The organism is Streptomyces sp. CA-288835 (assembly GCF_050936385.1).
In the GTDB taxonomy this organism is placed as follows: Bacteria; Actinomycetota; Actinomycetes; order Streptomycetales; family Streptomycetaceae; genus Streptomyces.
The window spans coordinates 5,112,513-5,130,836 of record NZ_JBNJMW010000001.1 but is presented as its reverse complement, the minus strand read 5'-3'; the positions used below and the strand labels follow the sequence as shown (position 1 = coordinate 5,130,836).

15 protein-coding genes are annotated in these 18,324 nt (G+C 71.0%); 11 read left to right on the top strand and 4 right to left on the bottom strand.

The genetic code is table 11. From position 1 onward, the window contains the following. Nucleotides 1–12: 12 nt before the first annotated feature. Nucleotides 13–1,707: a phenylacetic acid degradation protein PaaN gene (paaN, locus tag ACQEVY_RS23045; protein WP_432951383.1), complete on the bottom strand. Its 1,695-nt coding sequence runs from the start codon at nt 1,705–1,707 to the stop codon at nt 13–15. Nucleotides 1,708–1,855: 148 nt separating this feature from the next. On the opposite strand from paaN, the gene ACQEVY_RS23040 reads away from it, so the two are divergent. Then, nucleotides 1,856–3,370 (top strand): 3-hydroxyacyl-CoA dehydrogenase, encoded by a 1,515-nt coding sequence (locus tag ACQEVY_RS23040; protein ID WP_432951382.1) that lies wholly within the window; start codon nt 1,856–1,858, stop codon nt 3,368–3,370. Beyond that, a complete protein-coding gene (locus ACQEVY_RS23035; protein ID WP_432951381.1) occupies nt 3,367–3,957 on the top strand; it encodes a TetR/AcrR family transcriptional regulator in 591 nt (196 codons plus the stop codon). The genes ACQEVY_RS23040 and ACQEVY_RS23035 overlap by 4 nt, the downstream gene beginning before the upstream one ends. Before the next feature lie 45 nt (nt 3,958–4,002). On the opposite strand, the gene ACQEVY_RS23030 is transcribed toward ACQEVY_RS23035, so the two are convergent. Continuing rightward, entirely contained in the window at nt 4,003–4,488 is a 486-nt protein-coding gene (locus tag ACQEVY_RS23030; RefSeq protein ID WP_432955362.1) for an Lrp/AsnC family transcriptional regulator, read from the bottom strand. Nucleotides 4,489–4,674: 186 nt separating this feature from the next. Here ACQEVY_RS23030 and pdhA point away from each other — a divergent pair, with 186 nt between their 5' ends. From pdhA to ACQEVY_RS22995, 7 genes are read left to right on the top strand one after another with little or no spacing between them, the layout of a single operon-like run. Then, nucleotides 4,675–5,826: a pyruvate dehydrogenase (acetyl-transferring) E1 component subunit alpha gene (gene pdhA, locus ACQEVY_RS23025; protein WP_432951380.1), complete on the top strand. Its 1,152-nt coding sequence runs from the start codon at nt 4,675–4,677 to the stop codon at nt 5,824–5,826. Further along, nucleotides 5,823–6,827, top strand: coding sequence for an alpha-ketoacid dehydrogenase subunit beta (locus ACQEVY_RS23020; RefSeq protein ID WP_432951379.1), 1,005 nt, complete (start codon nt 5,823–5,825; stop codon nt 6,825–6,827). The genes pdhA and ACQEVY_RS23020 overlap by 4 nt, the downstream gene beginning before the upstream one ends. Then, on the top strand, nt 6,827–8,401 hold the full coding sequence (locus ACQEVY_RS23015; protein WP_432951378.1) for a dihydrolipoamide acetyltransferase family protein: 1,575 nt from the start codon (nt 6,827–6,829) through the stop codon (nt 8,399–8,401). Before ACQEVY_RS23020 ends, ACQEVY_RS23015 begins: the two co-directional genes overlap by 1 nt. 25 nt (nt 8,402–8,426) lie before the next feature. Then, nucleotides 8,427–9,377 carry an NTP transferase domain-containing protein gene (locus ACQEVY_RS23010; RefSeq protein WP_432951377.1) on the top strand — a complete coding sequence of 317 codons (951 nt, stop codon included), beginning with the start codon at nt 8,427–8,429 and terminating at the stop codon, nt 9,375–9,377. Continuing rightward, a complete protein-coding gene (locus ACQEVY_RS23005; protein WP_432951376.1) occupies nt 9,374–10,657 on the top strand; it encodes a molybdopterin molybdotransferase MoeA in 1,284 nt (427 codons plus the stop codon). The genes ACQEVY_RS23010 and ACQEVY_RS23005 overlap by 4 nt, the downstream gene beginning before the upstream one ends. Nucleotides 10,658–10,696: 39 nt before the next feature. Then, nucleotides 10,697–11,848, top strand: a complete 1,152-nt coding sequence (locus tag ACQEVY_RS23000; RefSeq protein ID WP_432951374.1) for a potassium channel family protein — start codon at nt 10,697–10,699, stop codon at nt 11,846–11,848. A 9-nt stretch (nt 11,849–11,857) separates the two neighbouring features. Further along, the gene (locus ACQEVY_RS22995) at nt 11,858–12,838 is read left to right on the top strand and encodes an NAD(P)H-quinone oxidoreductase (protein WP_432951372.1); all 981 of its coding nucleotides are present in this window, start codon (nt 11,858–11,860) and stop codon (nt 12,836–12,838) included. A 30-nt stretch (nt 12,839–12,868) separates the two neighbouring features. On the opposite strand, the gene ACQEVY_RS22990 is transcribed toward ACQEVY_RS22995, so the two are convergent. Beyond that, nucleotides 12,869–13,345: a hypothetical protein gene (locus ACQEVY_RS22990; protein WP_432951370.1), complete on the bottom strand. Its 477-nt coding sequence runs from the start codon at nt 13,343–13,345 to the stop codon at nt 12,869–12,871. Nucleotides 13,346–13,495: 150 nt separating this feature from the next. Between ACQEVY_RS22990 and ACQEVY_RS22985 the strand changes: the two genes are divergently transcribed. After that, complete coding sequence (locus tag ACQEVY_RS22985; RefSeq protein ID WP_432955360.1) at nt 13,496–14,035, top strand: bacterial proteasome activator family protein; 540 nt, start codon at nt 13,496–13,498, stop codon at nt 14,033–14,035. A gap of 169 nt (nt 14,036–14,204) precedes the next feature. Here ACQEVY_RS22985 and ACQEVY_RS22980 read toward each other — a convergent pair whose 3' ends face one another. Continuing rightward, nucleotides 14,205–15,842: a protein kinase domain-containing protein gene (locus tag ACQEVY_RS22980; RefSeq protein ID WP_432951368.1), complete on the bottom strand. Its 1,638-nt coding sequence runs from the start codon at nt 15,840–15,842 to the stop codon at nt 14,205–14,207. A gap of 335 nt (nt 15,843–16,177) precedes the next feature. Between ACQEVY_RS22980 and ACQEVY_RS22975 the strand changes: the two genes are divergently transcribed. Further along, nucleotides 16,178–17,752: a protein kinase domain-containing protein gene (locus ACQEVY_RS22975; protein ID WP_432951366.1), complete on the top strand. Its 1,575-nt coding sequence runs from the start codon at nt 16,178–16,180 to the stop codon at nt 17,750–17,752. Nucleotides 17,753–18,324: the final 572 nt, after the last annotated feature.

Below are 18,324 nucleotides of genomic sequence, written 5' to 3'. Positions count from 1 at the left end.
TGCCGGAAGGGCTCACGCCTCCCGGCGCACCTCCACCACCCGGAAGCGGTTCGCCACGAATGCCCCGTCGCACAGCGCCGCGTTCGCCGCCGCGTTGCCGCCCGAGCCGTGGAAGTCCGAGAAGGCCGCCGTCTGGTTGACGTACACCCCGCCGGTCAGGTTCAGCGAGAGCTGGGCGCACTCCTCCAGGCAAGCCTCCTGGACGGCCTGCTCGACCTCCTGGGAGGTCGTGTACGCGCCGACCGTCATCGCGCCCTTGTCCCTGATCGTCCGCCGCAGCAGCTCCACGCCCTCCTCGGCCGAGTCGACCGCGACGGCGAAGGAGACCGGCCCGAAGCATTCGCTCATGTAGGCCGCCTCCGCGTCGGGCTTGGCGCCGTCCAGCTTCACGATCACGGGCGTACGGACGACCGCGTCCGGGAACTCCGGGTTGCTGATCTCCCGTGAAGCCAGGGCGACTTCACCAAGGCCAGACGCGGCCTCCAGACGGGCCTTCACGTCCGGGTTCACGATCGCGCCCAGGAGGGCGTTCGCGCGGGCGTCGTCCCCGAGGAGTCCGCCGACCGACTTGGCGAGATCGGCGACCACCTCGTCGTACGACTTGGGGCCCTCCTCCGTACGGATGCCGTCGCGGGGGATCAGCAGGTTCTGCGGAGTCGTGCACATCTGGCCGCTGTAGAGGGACAAGGAGAAGGCGAGGTTCGACAGCATCCCCTTGTAGTTGTCGGTCGACTCCACGATCACCGTGTTGACGCCGGCCTTCTCCGTGTAGACCTGCGCCTGCCTGGCGTTGGCCTCCAGCCAGTCGCCGAACGCCGTCGAGCCCGTGTAGTCGATGATCCGGATCTCGGGGCGGGTGGCCAGGGTCTTCGCGATGCCTTCGCCGGGGCGCTCGGCGGCCAGCGCCACCAGGTTCGGGTCGAAGCCCGCCTCCGCGAGCACCTCGCGCGCCACCTGGACCGTGAGGGCGAGCGGCAGCACCGCGCGCGGGTGCGGCTTGACCAGGACCGGGTTGCCCGTGGCCAGGGAGGCGAACAGGCCCGGATAGCCGTTCCACGTCGGGAAGGTGTTGCAGCCGATCAGCAGGGCGATGCCGCGCGGAACCGGCATGAACTGCTTGTTCAGCGCCAGGGGATCACGCTTGCCCTGAGGCTTCGTCCACTCCGCGGTGTCCGGGGTGCGGACCTGCTCCACATACGCGTACGCCACCGCCTCCAGGCCGCGGTCCTGGGCATGCGGGCCGCCCGCCTGGAACGCCATCATGAAGGCCTGGCCACTGGTGTGCATGACCGCGTGCGCGAACTCATGCGTGCGGTCGCTGATCCGCTTGAGGATCTCCAGGCACACCACCGCGCGCATCTCCGCGCCCGCGTCGCGCCACGCGCGCTGCCCTGCCTTCATGGCGGGCAGCAGGACGTCGATGTCCGCGTGCGGATACGTGACCCCCAACTCGATCCCGTACGGGGAGACTTCGCCGCCCACCCAGTCATCGGTGCCGGGCTGGCCCAGATCGAGGCGGGTCCCCAGGAGGGCGTCAAAAGCGGCCTTGCCCTCCGCCAGGCTCAGGCTGCCGTCCTCGCCGTACGTCTTGGGGTGCTCGGGGTGCGGGGACCAGTACGCGCGCGTGCGGATCGTTTCCAGCGCCTGGTCGAGGGTGGGCCGGTGCTGGGCGATCAGCTGGTGCGCGGTGAGTTCGGCGGCGGCCATCAGGGACCAACTCCTCGTCTCTAGAGCTCTTCGTTGAGCTCGCGACCTGGGCAGAAATGGGCGGTCAGAGTTAGAGTAACCGAACGATCGGTCGGGACAAGGGGGTCCGCCGAAGCTGTGGAAAACCCCGTGCGGGAGGATCGCGAGCATGACAGCACTCGACCTCGCCGCGCCGGTGGCCGTCGTCGGCACGGGCACCATGGGCCAGGGCATCGCCCAGGTCGCACTGGTCGCGGGCCATCCCGTGCGGCTGTACGACGCCGTCCCCGGCCGGGCCCGGGCCGCGGCCGAGGCCATCGGAGCCCGCCTCGACAGGCTGGTCGAGAAGGACCGGCTGACCGCTGCCGACCGGGACGCCGCGCGCGCCCGCCTCCGCCCCGCCGAGAGCCTGGCCGAACTGGCCGACTCGCATCTCGTCGTCGAGGCCGTCCTGGAGCGGCTCGACGTCAAGCAGCAGCTGATGCGCGAGCTCGAGGAGATCGTCACGGACCACTGCTTGCTCGCCACCAACACCTCCTCCCTGTCGGTGACCGCCATCGGCGGCGCCCTGCGCAACCCCGGCCGCTTCGTCGGCCTGCACTTCTTCAACCCCGCGCCGCTGCTGCCGCTCGTGGAGGTCGTCTCCGGGTTCGCGACGGACGTCACGTCGGCCACGCGCGCGTACGAGACCGCACGCGCCTGGGGGAAGACCCCGGTCGCCTGCGCCGACACCCCCGGCTTCATCGTCAACCGCATCGCGCGGCCCTTCTACGCCGAGGCCTTCGCGGTCTACGAGGCCCAGGCCGCCGACCCCGCCACGGTCGACGCCGTCCTGCGTGAGTCCGGCGGCTTCAAGATGGGCGCCTTCGAGCTGACCGACCTCATCGGGCAGGACGTCAACGAATCGGTCACCCGCTCCGTGTGGGAGGCCTTCTTCCAGGACGTGCGGTTCACGCCCTCGCTCGCCCAACGGCGGCTCGTCGAGTCGGGCCGGCACGGCCGCAAGACCGGACGCGGCTGGTACGCGTACGGGGACGACGCCGAGCGGCCCGAGCCGCACACCGCGGAGAAGGCCCAGCCGCCCGCGTACGTCGTCGCCGAGGGAAGCCTGGGCCCCGCGGCCGAACTGCTCCCGCTGATCCGCGAGGCGGGCATCCAGGTCCGCGAGGACGAGGAGGACCACGGCACCCGCCTGGTGCTGCCCAGCGGTGGACAGCTGGCTCTTGCGGACGGACAGACCTCCGTCGAGTTCCGTGACGTCGTCTACTTCGACCTGGCGCTGGACTACCGGAAGGCGACCCGGATCGCCCTGTCCGCCTCGCAGGACACCCAGCCGGAGACCCTCGCCGAGGCCACCGGGCTCTTCCAGGTGCTCGGCAAGGACGTCAGCGTCATCGGGGACGTACCCGGGTCGATCGTCGCCCGCACCGTGGCCCGCATCATCGACCTGGCGCACGACGCGGTCACCAAGGGGGTGGCCACCGAGGAGGACATCGACACGGCGATGCGCCTGGGCGTCAACTACCCGCTGGGGCCCTTCGAATGGAGCCGCAAGCTCGGCAAGGGCTGGGCGTACGACGTCCTGGACGAGCTGCATCTGCGCGACCCCTCCGGACGGTACGCGCCATCCCTCGCGCTCTACCGCCACGCGTACGCCTCCGAGAAGCGGGAGGGCACCCCATGACCACCGCCAAGCGCGACACGTACACCCCGGAGACGCTGCTCTCCGTCGCCGTGCGGGTCTTCAACGACCGCGGCTACGACGGCACATCCATGGAGCACCTCTCCAAGGCGGCCGGTATCTCCAAGTCGTCGATATACCACCACGTCGCGGGCAAGGAGGAGCTGCTGCGGCGGGCCGTGAGCCGGGCGCTGGACGGCCTCTTCGGGATCCTCGACGAGGAGCACGCGCGCGTGGGGCGTGCCGTGCAGTGCCTGGAGTACGTCACTCGGCGCATGGTCGAAGTGCTCACCGCCGAACTGCCGTACGTGACGCTCCTGCTGCGGGTACGCGGCAACACCGGCACCGAGCGCTGGGCCCTGGAGCGGCGCCGGGAGTTCGACCACAGGGTGGCCGAGCTGATGAAGGAGGCGGCGGCCGACGGCGACGTCCGCGCGGACGTGGAGTTCAGGCTTGCCACCAGGCTGGTCTTCGGGATGATCAACTCGCTTGTCGAGTGGTACCGGCCGGACGGCCGGGGCGTGGGTGAGCGCGAAGTCGCCGACGCGGTCGTGCGGTTGGTCTTCGAGGGGCTGTGCAAGGAGGAGTAGGGCAGGGCCGCACGCCTCGAAGAAGCCGGGCCGCGGGCGGGAAGATCAGCCCTCCGGCTCCACGTCCTCCTCCTCGAACACGAGCAGCGTCCGCGTGCTGAGCACCTCCGGGATGGACTGGAGGCGGGTCAGTACCAGGTCGCGCAGGTTCCTGTTGTCCGGTGTGTGCACCAGGAGCAGTACGTCGAAGTCCCCGCTGACCAGGGCGATATGGGCCACCTCAGGGAGCGCGCGCAGTTGTTCGCGCACCGTGCGCCAGGAGTTCTGCACGATCTTCAGGGTGATGTAGGCGGCGGCGCCCTTGCCGGCCCGCTCATGGTTGATGCGGGCGCCGAAGCCGAGGATCACGCCGTCCTCGATGAGCCGGTTGATGCGCGAGTAGGCGTTGGCCCGGGACACATGGACGCGCTCGGCGACGGACCGTATGGAGGCGCGGCCGTCCGAGCGCAGCATCTGGAGGATGTCCTGATCGATGGCGTCCAGCGGACGCGGAGGAGTGTCGGCACGGCCGTCCTCCGGTCCCTCGGCCATTTGTTCAGGTGCCATGTCCCCCGCCTCCATACCATGGACGTACTGCATCCATCCCAGGCTGTGGAGAACCGTTTGTCCACAGCCTGAAGCTGCCTGTAGCCAAAATGTGCCGACGACCGAACAATCGGTAGGTGAGGCGCATCACACCGGTGTGCCGCCGAACCACTCCCACGAGGAGGTGCCGTCATGACGGTCATGGAGCAGCGGGGCGCCTATCGGCCCACCCCGCCGCCTGCCTGGCAGCCCCGCACCGACCCCGCCCCACTGTTGCCGGACGAAGTTCCGTACCGCGTCCTCGGCACGGACGCGGCGGCCGAGGCCGACCCGGAGTTGCTGCGCCGTCTGTACGGGGAGCTGGTGCGCGGCCGTCGCTACAACACGCAGGCCACCGCACTGACCAAGCAGGGCCGACTGGCGGTCTACCCCTCCTCCACCGGCCAGGAGGCCTGCCAGGTCGCCGCCGCGCTCGTCCTCGAAGAGCGCGACTGGCTCTTCCCCAGCTACCGCGACACGCTCGCCGCCGTCGCCCGCGGCCTCGACCCCGTCCAGGCCCTCGGCCTCCTGCGCGGCGACTGGCACAGCGGATACGACCCCCGCGAGCGCCGTATCGCGCCCCTGTGCACCCCCCTCGCGACCCAACTCCCACACGCCGTGGGCCTCGCGCACGCCGCGCGTCTTCAGGGTGACGATGTGGTCGCGCTCGCCCTGGTCGGTGACGGCGGCACCAGTGAGGGCGATTTCCACGAGGCGCTGAACTTCGCCGCCGTCTGGCAGGCCCCGGTCGTCTTCCTTGTCCAGAACAACGGCTTCGCGATCTCCGTACCGCTCGCCAAGCAGACCGCCGCGCCCTCCCTCGCCCACAAAGCGGTCGGCTACGGCATGCCGGGCCGCCTCGTCGACGGAAACGACGCGGCCGCGGTGCACCAGGTCCTCGGCGAAGCCGTGGCCCACGCGCGCGCGGGAGGCGGACCGACGCTCGTGGAGGCGGTGACATACCGCATGGAAGCCCACACGAACGCCGACGACGACAAGCGCTACCGCGCCGACTCGGAGGTCGAGGCCTGGCGCGCGCACGACCCGATCGCCCTCCTGGAGCACACACTGACCGAACGCGGACTCCTCGACGACGCCGGCATCCAGGCCGCGCGCGAGGACGCCGAGGCGATGGCCGCGGACCTGCGTGAACGCATGAACCAGGACCCGGCGCTCGACCCGATGGACCTCTTCGGGCACGTCTACGACCAGCCCACGACCCAACTCCTGGAGCAGGAGGCACAGCTGCGGGCCGAACTGGCCGCCCAGGAGCAGCACCACGAGTCGGAGGGAGCGCCGCGATGACCACGGTCGCCGTGAAACCGGCCACCATGGCGCAGGCCCTCGGCCGTGCCCTGCGCGACGCGATGGCCGCCGACCCGGCCGTCCACGTCATGGGCGAGGACGTCGGCACCCTCGGCGGCGTCTTCCGGGTCACCGACGGGCTCGCCAAGGAGTTCGGCGAGGACCGCTGCACTGACACGCCGCTGGCCGAGGCGGGCATCCTGGGGACGGCCGTCGGTATGGCCATGTACGGGCTGCGGCCGGTCGTGGAGATGCAGTTCGACGCCTTCGCATACCCCGCCTTCGAGCAGCTGATCTCGCATGTGTCGCGGATGCGCAACCGCACCCGCGGGGCGATGCCGCTGCCCATCACGATCCGTGTCCCCTACGGGGGAGGCATCGGCGGCGTCGAGCACCACAGCGACTCCTCCGAGGCGTACTACATGGCGACTCCGGGGCTCCATGTCGTCACGCCCGCCACGGTCGCCGACGCGTACGGGCTGCTGCGGGCCTCCATCGCCTCCGACGACCCGGTGGTCTTCCTCGAGCCCAAGCGCCTGTACTGGTCGAAGGACTCCTGGAACCCCGACGAGCCACCGGCCGTTGAACCGATAGGCCGCGCGGTGGTGCGGCGCTCGGGCCGGAGCGCCACGCTGATCACGTACGGGCCATCCCTGCCCGTCTGCCTGGAGACGGCCGCGGCGGCGCGGGCCGAAGGCTGGAACCTCGAAGTCGTCGATCTGCGCTCCCTGGTGCCGTTCGACGACGAGACGGTGACGGCGTCCGTACGGCGCACGGGGCGGGCCGTCGTGGTGCACGAGTCCGGGACTTTCGGCGGACCGGGCGGGGAGATTGCCGCGCGCGTCACGGAGCGGTGCTTCCACTACCTGGAGGCGCCGGTGCTGCGGGTGGCCGGGTTCGACATCCCGTACCCGCCGCCGATGCTGGAGCGGCACCATCTGCCCGGCGTCGACCGCATCCTGGACGCGGTCGCGCGGCTGCAGTGGGAGGCGGAGAACTGATGCCCCAGGTCCTCGAATTCAAGCTGCCCGACCTCGGCGAAGGGCTCACCGAGGCGGAGATCGTCCGCTGGCTCGTCCAGGTCGGCGACGTCGTCGCCGTCGACCAGCCGGTCGTCGAGGTCGAGACGGCCAAGGCGATGGTCGAGGTGCCCTGCCCGTACGGCGGCGTGGTCACGGCCCGCTACGGCGAGGAGGGCACGGAACTGCCCGTCGGAGCACCGCTGTTGACGGTGGCGGTCGGAGCGCCGGCCTCCGGTGACGCGGACGAGGGGTCTGGCAACGTACTCGTGGGGTACGGCACGGGAACGCCGCCTGCACGGCGCGGACGGGTGCGGCCGACGGGCCCGGCGTCTGCCGGGCGACGGCCGCCGGGCCGACCCGCGGAGGGGCCTGGCAGCGCAGATGTGGCGTCCGCCGCGCGTGCTGAGGGCACGGCGTCCGCCGGTCGCGGTGCGGAGACAGCGTCCGCAGCTCGCGCCGCGGACACGGCGGCCGCCGACCGAGGCACCGACAGCGGCGCGATGGGAACGGCGGCGCACGAGGCCGCCGCCCGCCGCCTTGCGCAGGACGTGGCCACCACCGAGGGGCGGCCAGGCGACACGAACGGACGCCGCGGCGACGGTCCGGTGCCGGTGATCTCCCCGCTCGTACGGCGGCTGGCCAGGGAATACGGCCTGGATCTGCGGGAGTTGGCGGGATCCGGACCCGATGGCCTGATTCTGCGGGCAGACGTGGAGCACGCGGCGCGCGCCGCCGCACGCGGGGGCCGGGGGACGGAAGCCGGGGCTGTGGCGTACGCGCCCACAGGGCCGGAGCCCTCAACCGCCCTCCACGCGCGCGTGCCTGCCGCGCCCGCCGATGAGTCCGCCCCGGTTCCGGCGGGCCTCGGCACCCGCATCCCCCTGCGAGGCATACGCGGTGTCGTCGCCGACAAGCTCGCCCGCAGCCGTCGTGAGATCCCCGACGCGACCTGCTGGGTGGACGCCGACGCGACGGAACTCCTGAACGCGCGCGTCGCGATGAATGCCACCGGCGGACCGAAGATCTCCCTCCTGGCGCTGCTCGCCCGCATCTGCACCGCCGCCCTCGCCCGCCATCCGGAGCTCAACTCCAGGGTCGACATGGAAGCCCGGGAGGTCGTACAGCTCGACGAGGTGCACCTCGGGTTCGCGGCGCAGACCGAGCGAGGGCTCGTTGTGCCGGTGGTGAAGGACGCGCACAGGCGGGACGCCCAGTCGCTGAGCGCGGAGTTCGGGCGCCTCACCGAGGCGGCGCGGACCGGGACGCTCACGCCCGGGGAACTCACCGGCGGGACCTTCACGTTGAACAACTACGGCGTGTTCGGCGTCGACGGCTCCACGCCGATCATCAACCACCCCGAGGCGGCCATGCTCGGCGTCGGCCGGATCGCCCCCAAGCCCTGGGTGCACCAGGGTGAGCTGGCGGTGCGGCAGGTCGTCCAGCTCTCGCTCACCTTCGACCACCGGGTGTGCGACGGCGGCACGGCGGGCGGATTCCTGCGGTATGTCGCGGACTGCGTGGAGCAGCCGGCGGTACTCCTGCGTTCCCTGTGATCGCCGTGGCACGCATACTCGTGGGGTGACCGCGTACCAGCCCTCCGGCGATCCCGGCGATCCCGGCGCTCCCGGCGACTTCGGCGTCGAAGTACACGACGCCGTCGTGCTCGCCGGAGGCGCCGCCCGGCGGCTCGGCGGCGCCGACAAGCCCGGAGTGCGCGTGGGCGGTCGCCCGCTGCTCGACCGGGTCCTGGCCGCCTGTTCCTCCGCCGCCACCACCGTGGTCGTGGCCGACCGCAGGCCCACCGCGCGCCCGGTGCTGTGGGCACGAGAGGACCCGCCCGGCGCGGGTCCGCTGGCCGCGCTCGACGCGGGGCTCCGGCGGACCTCGGCGGCGTATGCCGTGGTGCTCTCCGCCGATCTGCCGTTCCTCGACGAGGAGACGGTACGACGGCTGCTGGCGGCCCTTCGGTCGACCGACACGGAAGGCGTGCTGCTCACCGACCCCGATGGCCGCGACCAGCCGCTCGTGGCCGCGTACCGGAGTGCGGCGCTGCGCCGGCAGCTGGCGGCCCTCGGTGCCGAGCACGGTGGTCTGGCCGGGCTGCCATTGCGGCTGCTCACCGCTGCGCTCGACCTGACCCGTATCACCGACCCCGTCGCGTCCTTCGACTGCGACACCTGGGACGACATCGCTGCCGCCCGGGCACGTATCAGGGAGCATGGACACGTGCTGGATGAATGGATTTCCGCAGTCAAGGATGAGCTGGGCATCGACCTCGAGGTCGACACCGGCGCCCTGCTCGATCTCGCCCGCGACGCCGCACACAATGTGGCCCGGCCCGCGGCCCCACTGACGACGTTCCTCGTCGGATACGCGGCGGCGCAGGCCAAGGGAGGCCCGGAGGCAGTGGCCGAGGCCGCCCGCAAGGCGACAGCGCTCGCGCTGCGCTGGGCGGAGGAGGACGCCTCCGCGGCCCCGTCCGACTCCGGGTCCGCCACCGCCAACGAGGCCCGCCCGGACGCCGGATGACCGCTCACGGGCAGTACGAGGACGTCGACCTCGACGTGGAGGAGGCCCTCGCCTTGGTCAACGACAGCGATGCCCACCGGCCCGGCGAGGCCACCCCCTGGCCACAGGCACGCGCCACCGCCGCTCGTGCCCCCCGCAGCCCGGCCGCCCCCGTCTCCACCCCGCTCGACGCCGCGCTGGGCCTCGTCCTCGCCGCCCCCCTCACCGCCCTCACGGACCTCCCGCCCTTTGACACCTCCGCGATGGACGGCTGGGCGGTCGCCGGACCCGGCCCTTGGCACGTACGGCCCGACGGGGTGCTCGCGGGGCACGCCGAGCCGGCGCCGCTCACCGACGGCGAAGCGGTCCGGATCGCGACCGGCGCACGCATCCCGCAGGACGCCACCGCCGTCCTGCGCAGCGAACACGGCCGCACCGACGACAAGGACCGGCTGCACGCGACCCGGGACGTCGTCCACGGCCAGGACATCCGCCCGCGCGGCCAGGAATGCCGCTCCGGTGACGCCCTCCTGCCTCCCAGGACGCTGATCACCCCGCCCGTACTCGGGCTGGCGGCCGCCGCCGGATACGACACCGTCTCCGCCGTCCCGCGCCCACGCGCCGAAGTCCTCGTCCTGGGCGACGAGTTGCTCACCGATGGCCTGCCCCACGAGGGTCTGATCCGCGACGCGCTCGGCCCGATGCTGCCGCCCTGGCTGCGCGCGCTCGGCGCGGACGTCATCGCGGTGCGCAGGCTCGGCGACGACGCCGAGGCCCTGCACAAGGCGCTGCAGCACTCCGAAGCCGACCTCATCGTCACCACCGGCGGCACCGCCGCGGGCCCGGTCGACCACGTCCACCCCACCCTGCGCCGCATCGGCGCCCAGCTCCTCGTGAACGGCGTCAAGGTGCGCCCCGGCCACCCCATGCTGCTGGCCCGGACCAGGGAGAACCAGCACCTCGTCGGTCTGCCCGGAAACCCCCTCGCCGCCGTCTCCGGCCTGCTCACGCTCGCCGAACCTCTGCTGCGTACGCTCGCGGGACGCCCGGCCCCGGAGCCGTACACGCTGCCCCTGGGGGAAGCGGCGCACGGGCATCCGTACGACACCCGGCTGATCCCCGTCGTGCTGCGCGAGGAGCGGGCCGTGCCGCTGCACTACAACGGTCCGGCCATGCTGCGCGGCATTGCCGTGGCCGACGCGCTCGCGGTCGTCCCGCCCGGCGGTGGCCGCCCCGGCCAGGAGCTGGAGATCCTTGAACTGCCGTGGGCGACAGCCGGGATGGCGGCAGGCCTCGTATGAACCGGCACGGGGTGACTCTCATATGAACCGGATCGGGGAGTGTTTCACGTGAAACTTCCGGGCCATGACGCGATCGCCCGCCAGGCCGACGAACGTCTCGTGACCCAGCGGGTAAGGCTTCCCCGCCGAACCGTGGAACACCCGTTTCGCCAGGTCGCCAAGCGCGTCGTCATGGCGCTGCTGATCCTGATCGGGACAGGCTTCCTCGTCTACCTCGACCGCGACGGCTACAACGACAACTCGGACGGCGCGGTCGACCTGCTCGACGCCTTCTACTACGCGACGGTCACCCTCTCGACCACCGGGTACGGCGATATCACCCCGGTCAGCGACGCCGCCCGGCTCACCAACATCTTTGTGATCACGCCGCTGCGCGTGCTCTTCCTGATCATCCTGGTCGGCACCACTCTCGAGGTCCTCACCGAGCGCACCCGGGAGGAATGGCGACTGAACCGCTGGAGGACGGCTTTGCGAGACCACACCGTTGTCATCGGCTTCGGGACGAAGGGGCGGTCGGCGATCCAGACCGTGTGCGCGACGGGCCTGAAGAAGGAGCAGGTCGTGGTCGTCGACCCCAGTACGAAGGTGGTCGACGCGGCGACGGCCGACGGATACGCCGGTGTGGTCGGCGATGCCACACGCAGCGACGTCCTGCTCAGAGCCGAGGTGCAGAAGGCGCGGCAGATCATCATCGCGACCCAGCGCGACGACACAGCCGTCCTCGTGGCGCTGACGGCCCGGCAGCTCAACCGCGGGGCGAAGATCGTGGCCGCGGTCCGCGAGGAGGAGAACGCGCCCCTGCTGCGCCAGTCCGGTGCCGATGTCGTCATCACCAGCGCGAGCGCGGCCGGACGACTGCTCGGACTCTCGGTGCTCAGCCCCAGCGCGGGCATGGTCCTGGAGGACCTCATCCAGCAGGGCAGCGGGCTCGACATCGTCGAACGGCCCGTCGTGAAGGCCGAGGCGGGGCGCGGGCCGCGGGACGTGGACGACCTGGTGGTCAGCGTCGTACGAGGGCATCGTGTGCTCGGATACGACGATCCGTCCCTCGGAAAGCTCCAGTTGACGGACCGTCTGATCACCATCGTGCGGAAGACGCCGCATACCCAGGTCGCGCCCGACACCAAGCGCCTGCCTGGGCCCGAGCCGTCCGCAGGAGGGGCCCTCGGCCGGCCGAAGCCCCGGGAGTAGCCTCGCCGCATGCGTGCGATCACGATTCCTGAACCTGGTGGACCCGAGGCACTGGTATGGGACGAGGTCCCGGATCCGGTGCCCGGAGAGGGCGAAGTGCTGGTCGAGGTGGTGGCCGGGGCGGTCAATCGCGCCGATCTCCTCCAGCGGCAGGGCTTCTACGACCCACCGCCCGGCACCTCCCCGTACCCGGGGCTCGAATGCTCCGGACGCATCGCCGCGCTCGGCCCCGGCGTCTCGGGATGGGCCGTCGGCGACGACGTGTGCGCACTGCTCGCGGGCGGCGGGTACGCCGAGAAGGTCGCCGTACCGGCCGGACAGCTGCTGCCCGTGCCCGAGGGCATCGGGCTTCAGCAGGCGGCCGCGCTGCCCGAGGTGACCTGCACTGTCTGGTCGAACGTCTTCATGATCGCTCACCTCCGCCCCGGCGAGACCCTCCTCGTGCACGGCGGCGCGAGCGGCATCGGCACCATGGCTATCCAGCTGGCCAAGGCCGTCGGCGCGAAGGTCGCCGTCACGGCGGGCAGCAAGGAGAAGCTGGATCACTGCGCCGAACTGGGCGCGGACGTGCTGATCAACTACCGCGAGCAGGACTTCGTCGAGGAGATCAGGACCGCCACGGACGGTGCGGGCGCGGACGTCATCCTCGACATCATGGGCGCCAAGTACCTGGACCGGAACGTCAAGGCGCTCGCCACCAACGGCCGTCTCGCGATCATCGGCCTGCAGGGCGGCGTCAAGGGCGAACTGAACCTCGCCGCGCTCCTGGGCAAGCGGGCCGCCATCACCGCCACCTCGTTGCGCGGCCGGCCCGTCGCGGAGAAGGCGGCGATCGTCGCGGCCGTACGCGAGCACGTCTGGCCGCTGATCTCCGGCGGCCGTGTACGCCCGGTCGTCGACCGTGAGCTGCCGATGAGCGAGGCGGCCGCGGCGCACCGCGTGCTGGAGGAGAGCGGGCACATCGGAAAGGTGCTGCTGACGCTCCCGTAAGACGACTTCAGCGCCCTCCCGTACGGCGTCTCAGCCGCGCCGTACGCGCAGGCCGAGGAACGCGAGCCCCAGGCCGAGCCCCATAATCACCAGGCCGCTGCCCAGGGAGAAGACGCGCCACACGGGTTCCGTGGAGGAGGACGGCGGCGCGGCGTGCCGTGACGGCTCGGGGTTCACGTCGGGGCGTAGATCGGTGTCGGCGCCGGTCTCCGGGGCGACCGGGATGTCCGGCACGTCGGGGACGCCAGGGTCGAGTTCCGCGCGTATGGCCGGGGCTTCCTCCCCCGGCCTCGGCCGCCCGACGCCCGCACTGCTGCCGGCGCGCGACTCGGCGGGGCGGGGCTCGACGGCATACGAAGCGGTCGGCGGGGCGACGTGCAATGCGAGCGAGGCGGACGCGGCAGACGAGTGGGGCGGCGCCGGCGACGCGTACGAGAGAGGTGCGGGTGCCGTCGTCAGGACCAGCAGCAAGCCCGCTGTACTCAGGGTGCGAAGCCTCGGAGTCATGTCGGTGACCCCCTCCCGATGCTCGGGCGCCCAGACGCATCAAGCGTCACACGCGCCCCGCAATCCGGCATCTGGTCGCATTCGGTGATGGATCTCTTTCGCGAGGGGGCACCAGGGTGGTGAGGTGTACGCGTGCGAGAGAATGGCGGCATGGAGATGCCGAGGAACGAAAGGTCGCCGGAGAACCCACAGATCCTGGTCGTAGGCCAGGACGGCATGGCTCTCGGCGGCGGAGGAGACGACGACTCCCGCGAGGTCCCGGTGACGGAGATGGTGGAGCAGCCCGCCAAGGTCATGCGCATCGGGAGCATGATCAAGCAGTTGCTGGAGGAGGTGCGGGCGGCACCTCTGGACGAGGCGAGCCGGGTCCGCCTCAAAGAGATCCACGCCAGCTCGGTGAAGGAGCTGGAGGACGGTCTCGCTCCCGACCTCGTCGAGGAGCTGGAGCGGCTGTCCCTGCCGTTCACGGAACAGGCGGTCCCCTCCGACGCGGAGCTGCGTATCGCGCAGGCCCAGTTGGTGGGCTGGCTGGAGGGCCTGTTCCACGGAATCCAGACGACGCTGTTCGCCCAGCAGATGGCGGCCCGTGCCCAGCTGGAGCAGATGCGCCGCGCCCTGCCGCCGGGAGTCGTCGGCGAGGGCGACGAGGAGCCGCCCAAGGGAGGCCGCTCGGGCGGGCCGTACCTGTGAGCGCGGTACCTGTAAAGGCGTACTTCTAGATCCGTACGCGTAAAGCGCCAGCGCGCAGACGAAAGGGGCCCGGCACGGACGCCGGGCCCCTTCGCGTGGCCGTTCGCGAGTCAAGCCGACTGCGTGTCCGTCCGGCCTGGCCGTCCGGAGGATCAGGCTGTCCGGAGGATCAGGCGGGATTGCCCGTCGAGACCCCGAGTTCGATCTTGGGCATGTTGTTGGGGTCGACGTCCGTGTCCTTGGCAGGGAACTGGTTCATGATCGTGCCGTCGCCGTAGGTGTTCTCTTCGACCGGCTTCTCCGAGTACTGCCAGCCCGCCTGCTGCATGCACTTCTTCACCGAGTCGATGTTCTTGAAGGTGAAGTCGGGCAGCTTGATCTTGTTGGGGTCGTTGTACGACTCGTCCGGCTCCGTGCACTCCTCCGGATCGATCGTCTTCGACGGGTCCGGCCCCTTGTACCCGGCCTCCTGCTGCTGCGTCGGCGACGCGCTGGCGTCGCCGCCACCGCCGCCCTCCTCATCGCTGCCCATGTTCAACGCCACGATCAGGCTGACCACGGCGGCGAGCGCGACGACGGCCGAGCCGATGATCACCGGCAGGTTGCTCTTGCGGCCGCCGCCCGGGGAGGGGGCCGAGGGCTGCTGCGGGGAGATCGTGTACGGCGGCGGGGTCGACACGCCCTGCTGCGGGGAGTACGCCGCGGTCTGCGCAGGCGTCGGGTAGCCGCCCTGCTGCGGATAGCCGTACGCCGGGGACTGCGGCGCGGGCGAGGGGGTCGGCGGGCCGTACGGACCGGGCGTGTACGGCGTCTGGACGTTCCCCGATGCGCTCGGGCCCGTCTGCCCGACCGGCGGGAAGACCGCGGAGCCGACGCCGGCGCCGCTCGACGTCTGCGCGCCCGGGACGATGCTCGGCGCGGCCGCGTGCAGCGACTGGGCCACGCGATGGCACTCGTCGCGCATCGCCTCGGCGCTCGGAAAGCGCTCGTTCGGGTTCTTTTTCAGCGCGCGGGCGATCAGCGCGTCCACGGCCGGCGGCAGCGAGCGGTTGATCGAGGAGGGCGCGACGGGCTCCTCCTGGACGTGTGCGTACGCGATCGCCAGCGGCGAGTCCGCGTCGAACGGGAGCCGCCCGGTGACCAGTTGGAAGAGCATGATGCCGACGGAGTACAGGTCCGAGCGGGCGTCCACGCCCCGGCCGAGCGCCTGCTCAGGCGAGAGGTACTGCGGGGTGCCGACCACCATGCCGGTCTGGGTCATGGAGGTGACGCCGGACTGCATGGCGCGGGCGATGCCGAAGTCCATCACCTTGACGACGTTCCGCTTCGTCATCATCACGTTGCCCGGCTTGATGTCGCGGTGGACCAGGCCCATCTCGTGGCTGATCTCCAGCGCCGCCAGCACATCCGCGGTGATTTTCAGGGCCTTGTCGGAGGGCATCGCGCCGTACTGCGCGATGTCCGCCTCGAGGACGGAGCCGAGCGGCTTGCCCTCGATGTACTCCATGACGATGTACGGAGTGGTGGCACCGTCAAGATCGTCCTCGCCGGTGTCGAAGACCGAGACGATGTTCGTGTGAGTGAGTTTCGCCACTGCCTGGGCCTCGCGACGGAAGCGCTCACGGAAGGCTTGTTCGCGTCCCAGCTCTGTGTGAAGTGTCTTGATCGCTACTTGTCTGTCGAGCACCGCGTCGTATGCGAGATGGACCGAGGCCATGCCGCCCTCGCCGAGCAGATCACGCAGTTGATAGCGGCCGCCGGCGACCGCACGCCCCGCGTACCGGCCCTGTGCGCCGTCCTGGCTCATGTTCTGCGTCCCCCATTGGCGTGCGCCGTCGCGCGGGCGAAAGCTGCTGATGTGCTCCCGCGGTCGGTGATCCTTTGACTCATTCCCGGCCAAGTCTGCCGGAGGGCACTGACACGTCAAGCGCGGTGCCCGATCCGTGACCGTACGCGAAAGAAGCGTCGCGGAAGCGTTACAGGTGGCGTGCGGCCGGTACACAGAATTTGCACCCGGAGACCAGCTACGGGTTTCATGACCCGTCCATCTCGGACCGGCGCCTCGTGTGGAGGCTGTAGCGTGGCCCGTTGGAGACGGTAGCAACCACCGCGCGGACGCGGGTGAAACGACGGCGAGGACTGATGGCACAGCAGCAGCGCGCTCAGGGCCCGTCCGACCCCGAGGCGACTGGCGGCGGTATGTCAGATGCGCCGGACATGTGGGGTAACGGCGGGCTTGTCGGGGATGGCCGGTATCGGCTGACCCGCAGACTCGGCCGGGGTGGCATGGCCGAGGTGTTCGCGGCCGAGGACGTACGCCTGGGGCGGACGGTCGCGGTCAAGCTGCTCCGTTCCGACCTGGCCGAGGACCCGGTGTCCAAGGCCCGCTTCACGCGCGAGGCGCAGTCGGTGGCGGGCCTCAACCACCATGCGGTGGTGGCGGTCTACGACTCCGGCGAGGACACGTTCGCCGGCAACACCGTGCCGTACATCGTCATGGAGCTCGTCGAGGGCCGTACGATCCGCGATCTGCTGATCAACGCCGAGGCCCCAGGGCCCGAGCAGGCGCTGATCATCGTCTCCGGTGTCCTCGAGGCGCTGGCGTACTCGCACCAGCACGGCATCGTGCACCGCGACATCAAGCCCGCGAACGTGATCATCACCAACACCGGTGCGGTGAAGGTGATGGACTTCGGCATCGCGCGCGCCCTGCACGGCGCGCAGTCGACGATGACCCAGACCGGCATGGTCATGGGCACGCCCCAGTACCTCTCGCCCGAGCAGGCGCTCGGCAAGGCGGTCGACCACCGCAGCGACCTGTACGCGACGGGCTGTCTGCTGTACGAACTTCTCGCGCTGCGGCCGCCGTTCACGGGTGAGACCCCGTTGTCGGTGGTCTACCAGCACGTTCAGGACATTCCGGTGCCCCCGTCCGAGGCCTCGGACGCGGCGCCGCCGGAGCTGGACGGCCTGGTCATGCGCTCCCTCGCGAAGGAGCCGGACGACCGGTTCCAGACCGCCGAGGAGATGCGCGGCCTCGTCCAGTACGCGCTGCAGATGCTGTACGACCAGGGCGGCCACACCGGCACCTGGAACACCGGCCCCGTGATGCTGCACGAGACCGGCGGCACCCCGTCGATGGGCATGGCGGGCACGAACGTCATGCCGCACCAGAGCGACTCGGGCACCTCGCAGATCCCGGCACCGATTCTGCCGAACCGCGGGGGCGACGACGGGGGCTTCGACGGCAACGGCCACGGAAACCGGGGCGGCGGGCGCGGCAAGCTGTGGATCGTCGCCGTGCTCGCGGTGATCGCCATCATGGCGGGCGTCGCGTGGGCCCTCCAGAACCAAGGGGACGAAAGCGGTGGCGGGGGCGACGGCACCACGCAGTCGCCGACGACCTCGCAGACCGAGAAGGACCCGACGCCGAGCGAGACCCCCTCGTCCGAGGACGCGGAAACGCCTTCACAGGACGACGGCGCCGGCACGGGTGGTGACTCGGACTACACGCCGTCCAAGGACCCGGAGCCGACGGACGAGCCGACGGACGAGCCGACGGCGACGCCGAGCGAGCCCACGGCCGACCCCTCGACTCCGCAGCCCTCGGCGTCGGACCCGTCGGACGAGCCGTCGCCGGATCCGTCGGACGTGGATCCCTCGGTGCCGTCGCCGGATCCGTCGGACGAAGCCGTCGGCGGTGGTACCGGCGGCTAGGCGCTAGGTCCTGTCTCGCCGATCTTCGCGGATCAGCGCGCGGCGTCTGGTGCGGTGCATCGGCGTGCGGCCGCATCGCCCTCGTACTGGACGTACTTGGGTGATGCGGCCGTGCGGCGAGGTGCCGTGCCAGGCGTCGTGCGCCCGCGAAGATCGGGGAGACAGGGCCTAGGCCTGAGACCGGCCTCGAAGCACCCTCCACGCGCGCGTGGGGCCCGAAAACGGGCTCCACGCGCGCGTGCCGTTTCGGGAGGCTCCCCGGCACCCAGGTGGGGTGCGAGGGAGGGTGCGCGGCCAAACGTGCTCACTGCTCCACCAAGGCGAACTCTTCCCGTCCCCAGGGTGACCGGGATAACGTGCCGGTGTTCCGGCCCCCTGCAAGGCTGTGACCAGCGGCTGCTCCCGACCTGAGTGATCTGTTAGGAAATCCGACTAAAAACTACTTGGATATCCAAGCAAAAACGCAGGTCAGGAGGGGTTTCCCACGGGTGTGGGGCACTGGGTAACGTGCTAGTTGCAGGGCGCTCGCCGGGGCACCTGTCACGCCTGTTCCCGGCCGAGGGCACCTACCC

Bases quoted from the DNA above. Each gene is read 5' to 3' on its own strand.
- paaN (WP_432951383.1), bottom strand. From the start codon at position 1,707: ATGGCCGCCGCCGAACTCACCGCGCACCAGCTGATCGCCCAGCACCGG.
- ACQEVY_RS23040 (WP_432951382.1), top strand. From the start codon at position 1,856: ATGACAGCACTCGACCTCGCCGCGCCGGTGGCCGTCGTCGGCACGGGC.
- ACQEVY_RS23035 (WP_432951381.1), top strand. From the start codon at position 3,367: ATGACCACCGCCAAGCGCGACACGTACACCCCGGAGACGCTGCTCTCC.
- ACQEVY_RS23030 (WP_432955362.1), bottom strand. From the start codon at position 4,488: ATGGCCGAGGGACCGGAGGACGGCCGTGCCGACACTCCTCCGCGTCCG.
- pdhA (WP_432951380.1), top strand. From the start codon at position 4,675: ATGACGGTCATGGAGCAGCGGGGCGCCTATCGGCCCACCCCGCCGCCT.
- ACQEVY_RS23020 (WP_432951379.1), top strand. From the start codon at position 5,823: ATGACCACGGTCGCCGTGAAACCGGCCACCATGGCGCAGGCCCTCGGC.
- ACQEVY_RS23015 (WP_432951378.1), top strand. From the start codon at position 6,827: ATGCCCCAGGTCCTCGAATTCAAGCTGCCCGACCTCGGCGAAGGGCTC.
- ACQEVY_RS23005 (WP_432951376.1), top strand. From the start codon at position 9,374: ATGACCGCTCACGGGCAGTACGAGGACGTCGACCTCGACGTGGAGGAG.
- ACQEVY_RS22995 (WP_432951372.1), top strand. From the start codon at position 11,858: ATGCGTGCGATCACGATTCCTGAACCTGGTGGACCCGAGGCACTGGTA.
- ACQEVY_RS22990 (WP_432951370.1), bottom strand. From the start codon at position 13,345: ATGACTCCGAGGCTTCGCACCCTGAGTACAGCGGGCTTGCTGCTGGTC.
- ACQEVY_RS22985 (WP_432955360.1), top strand. From the start codon at position 13,496: ATGGAGATGCCGAGGAACGAAAGGTCGCCGGAGAACCCACAGATCCTG.
- ACQEVY_RS22980 (WP_432951368.1), bottom strand. From the start codon at position 15,842: ATGAGCCAGGACGGCGCACAGGGCCGGTACGCGGGGCGTGCGGTCGCC.
- ACQEVY_RS22975 (WP_432951366.1), top strand. From the start codon at position 16,178: ATGGCACAGCAGCAGCGCGCTCAGGGCCCGTCCGACCCCGAGGCGACT.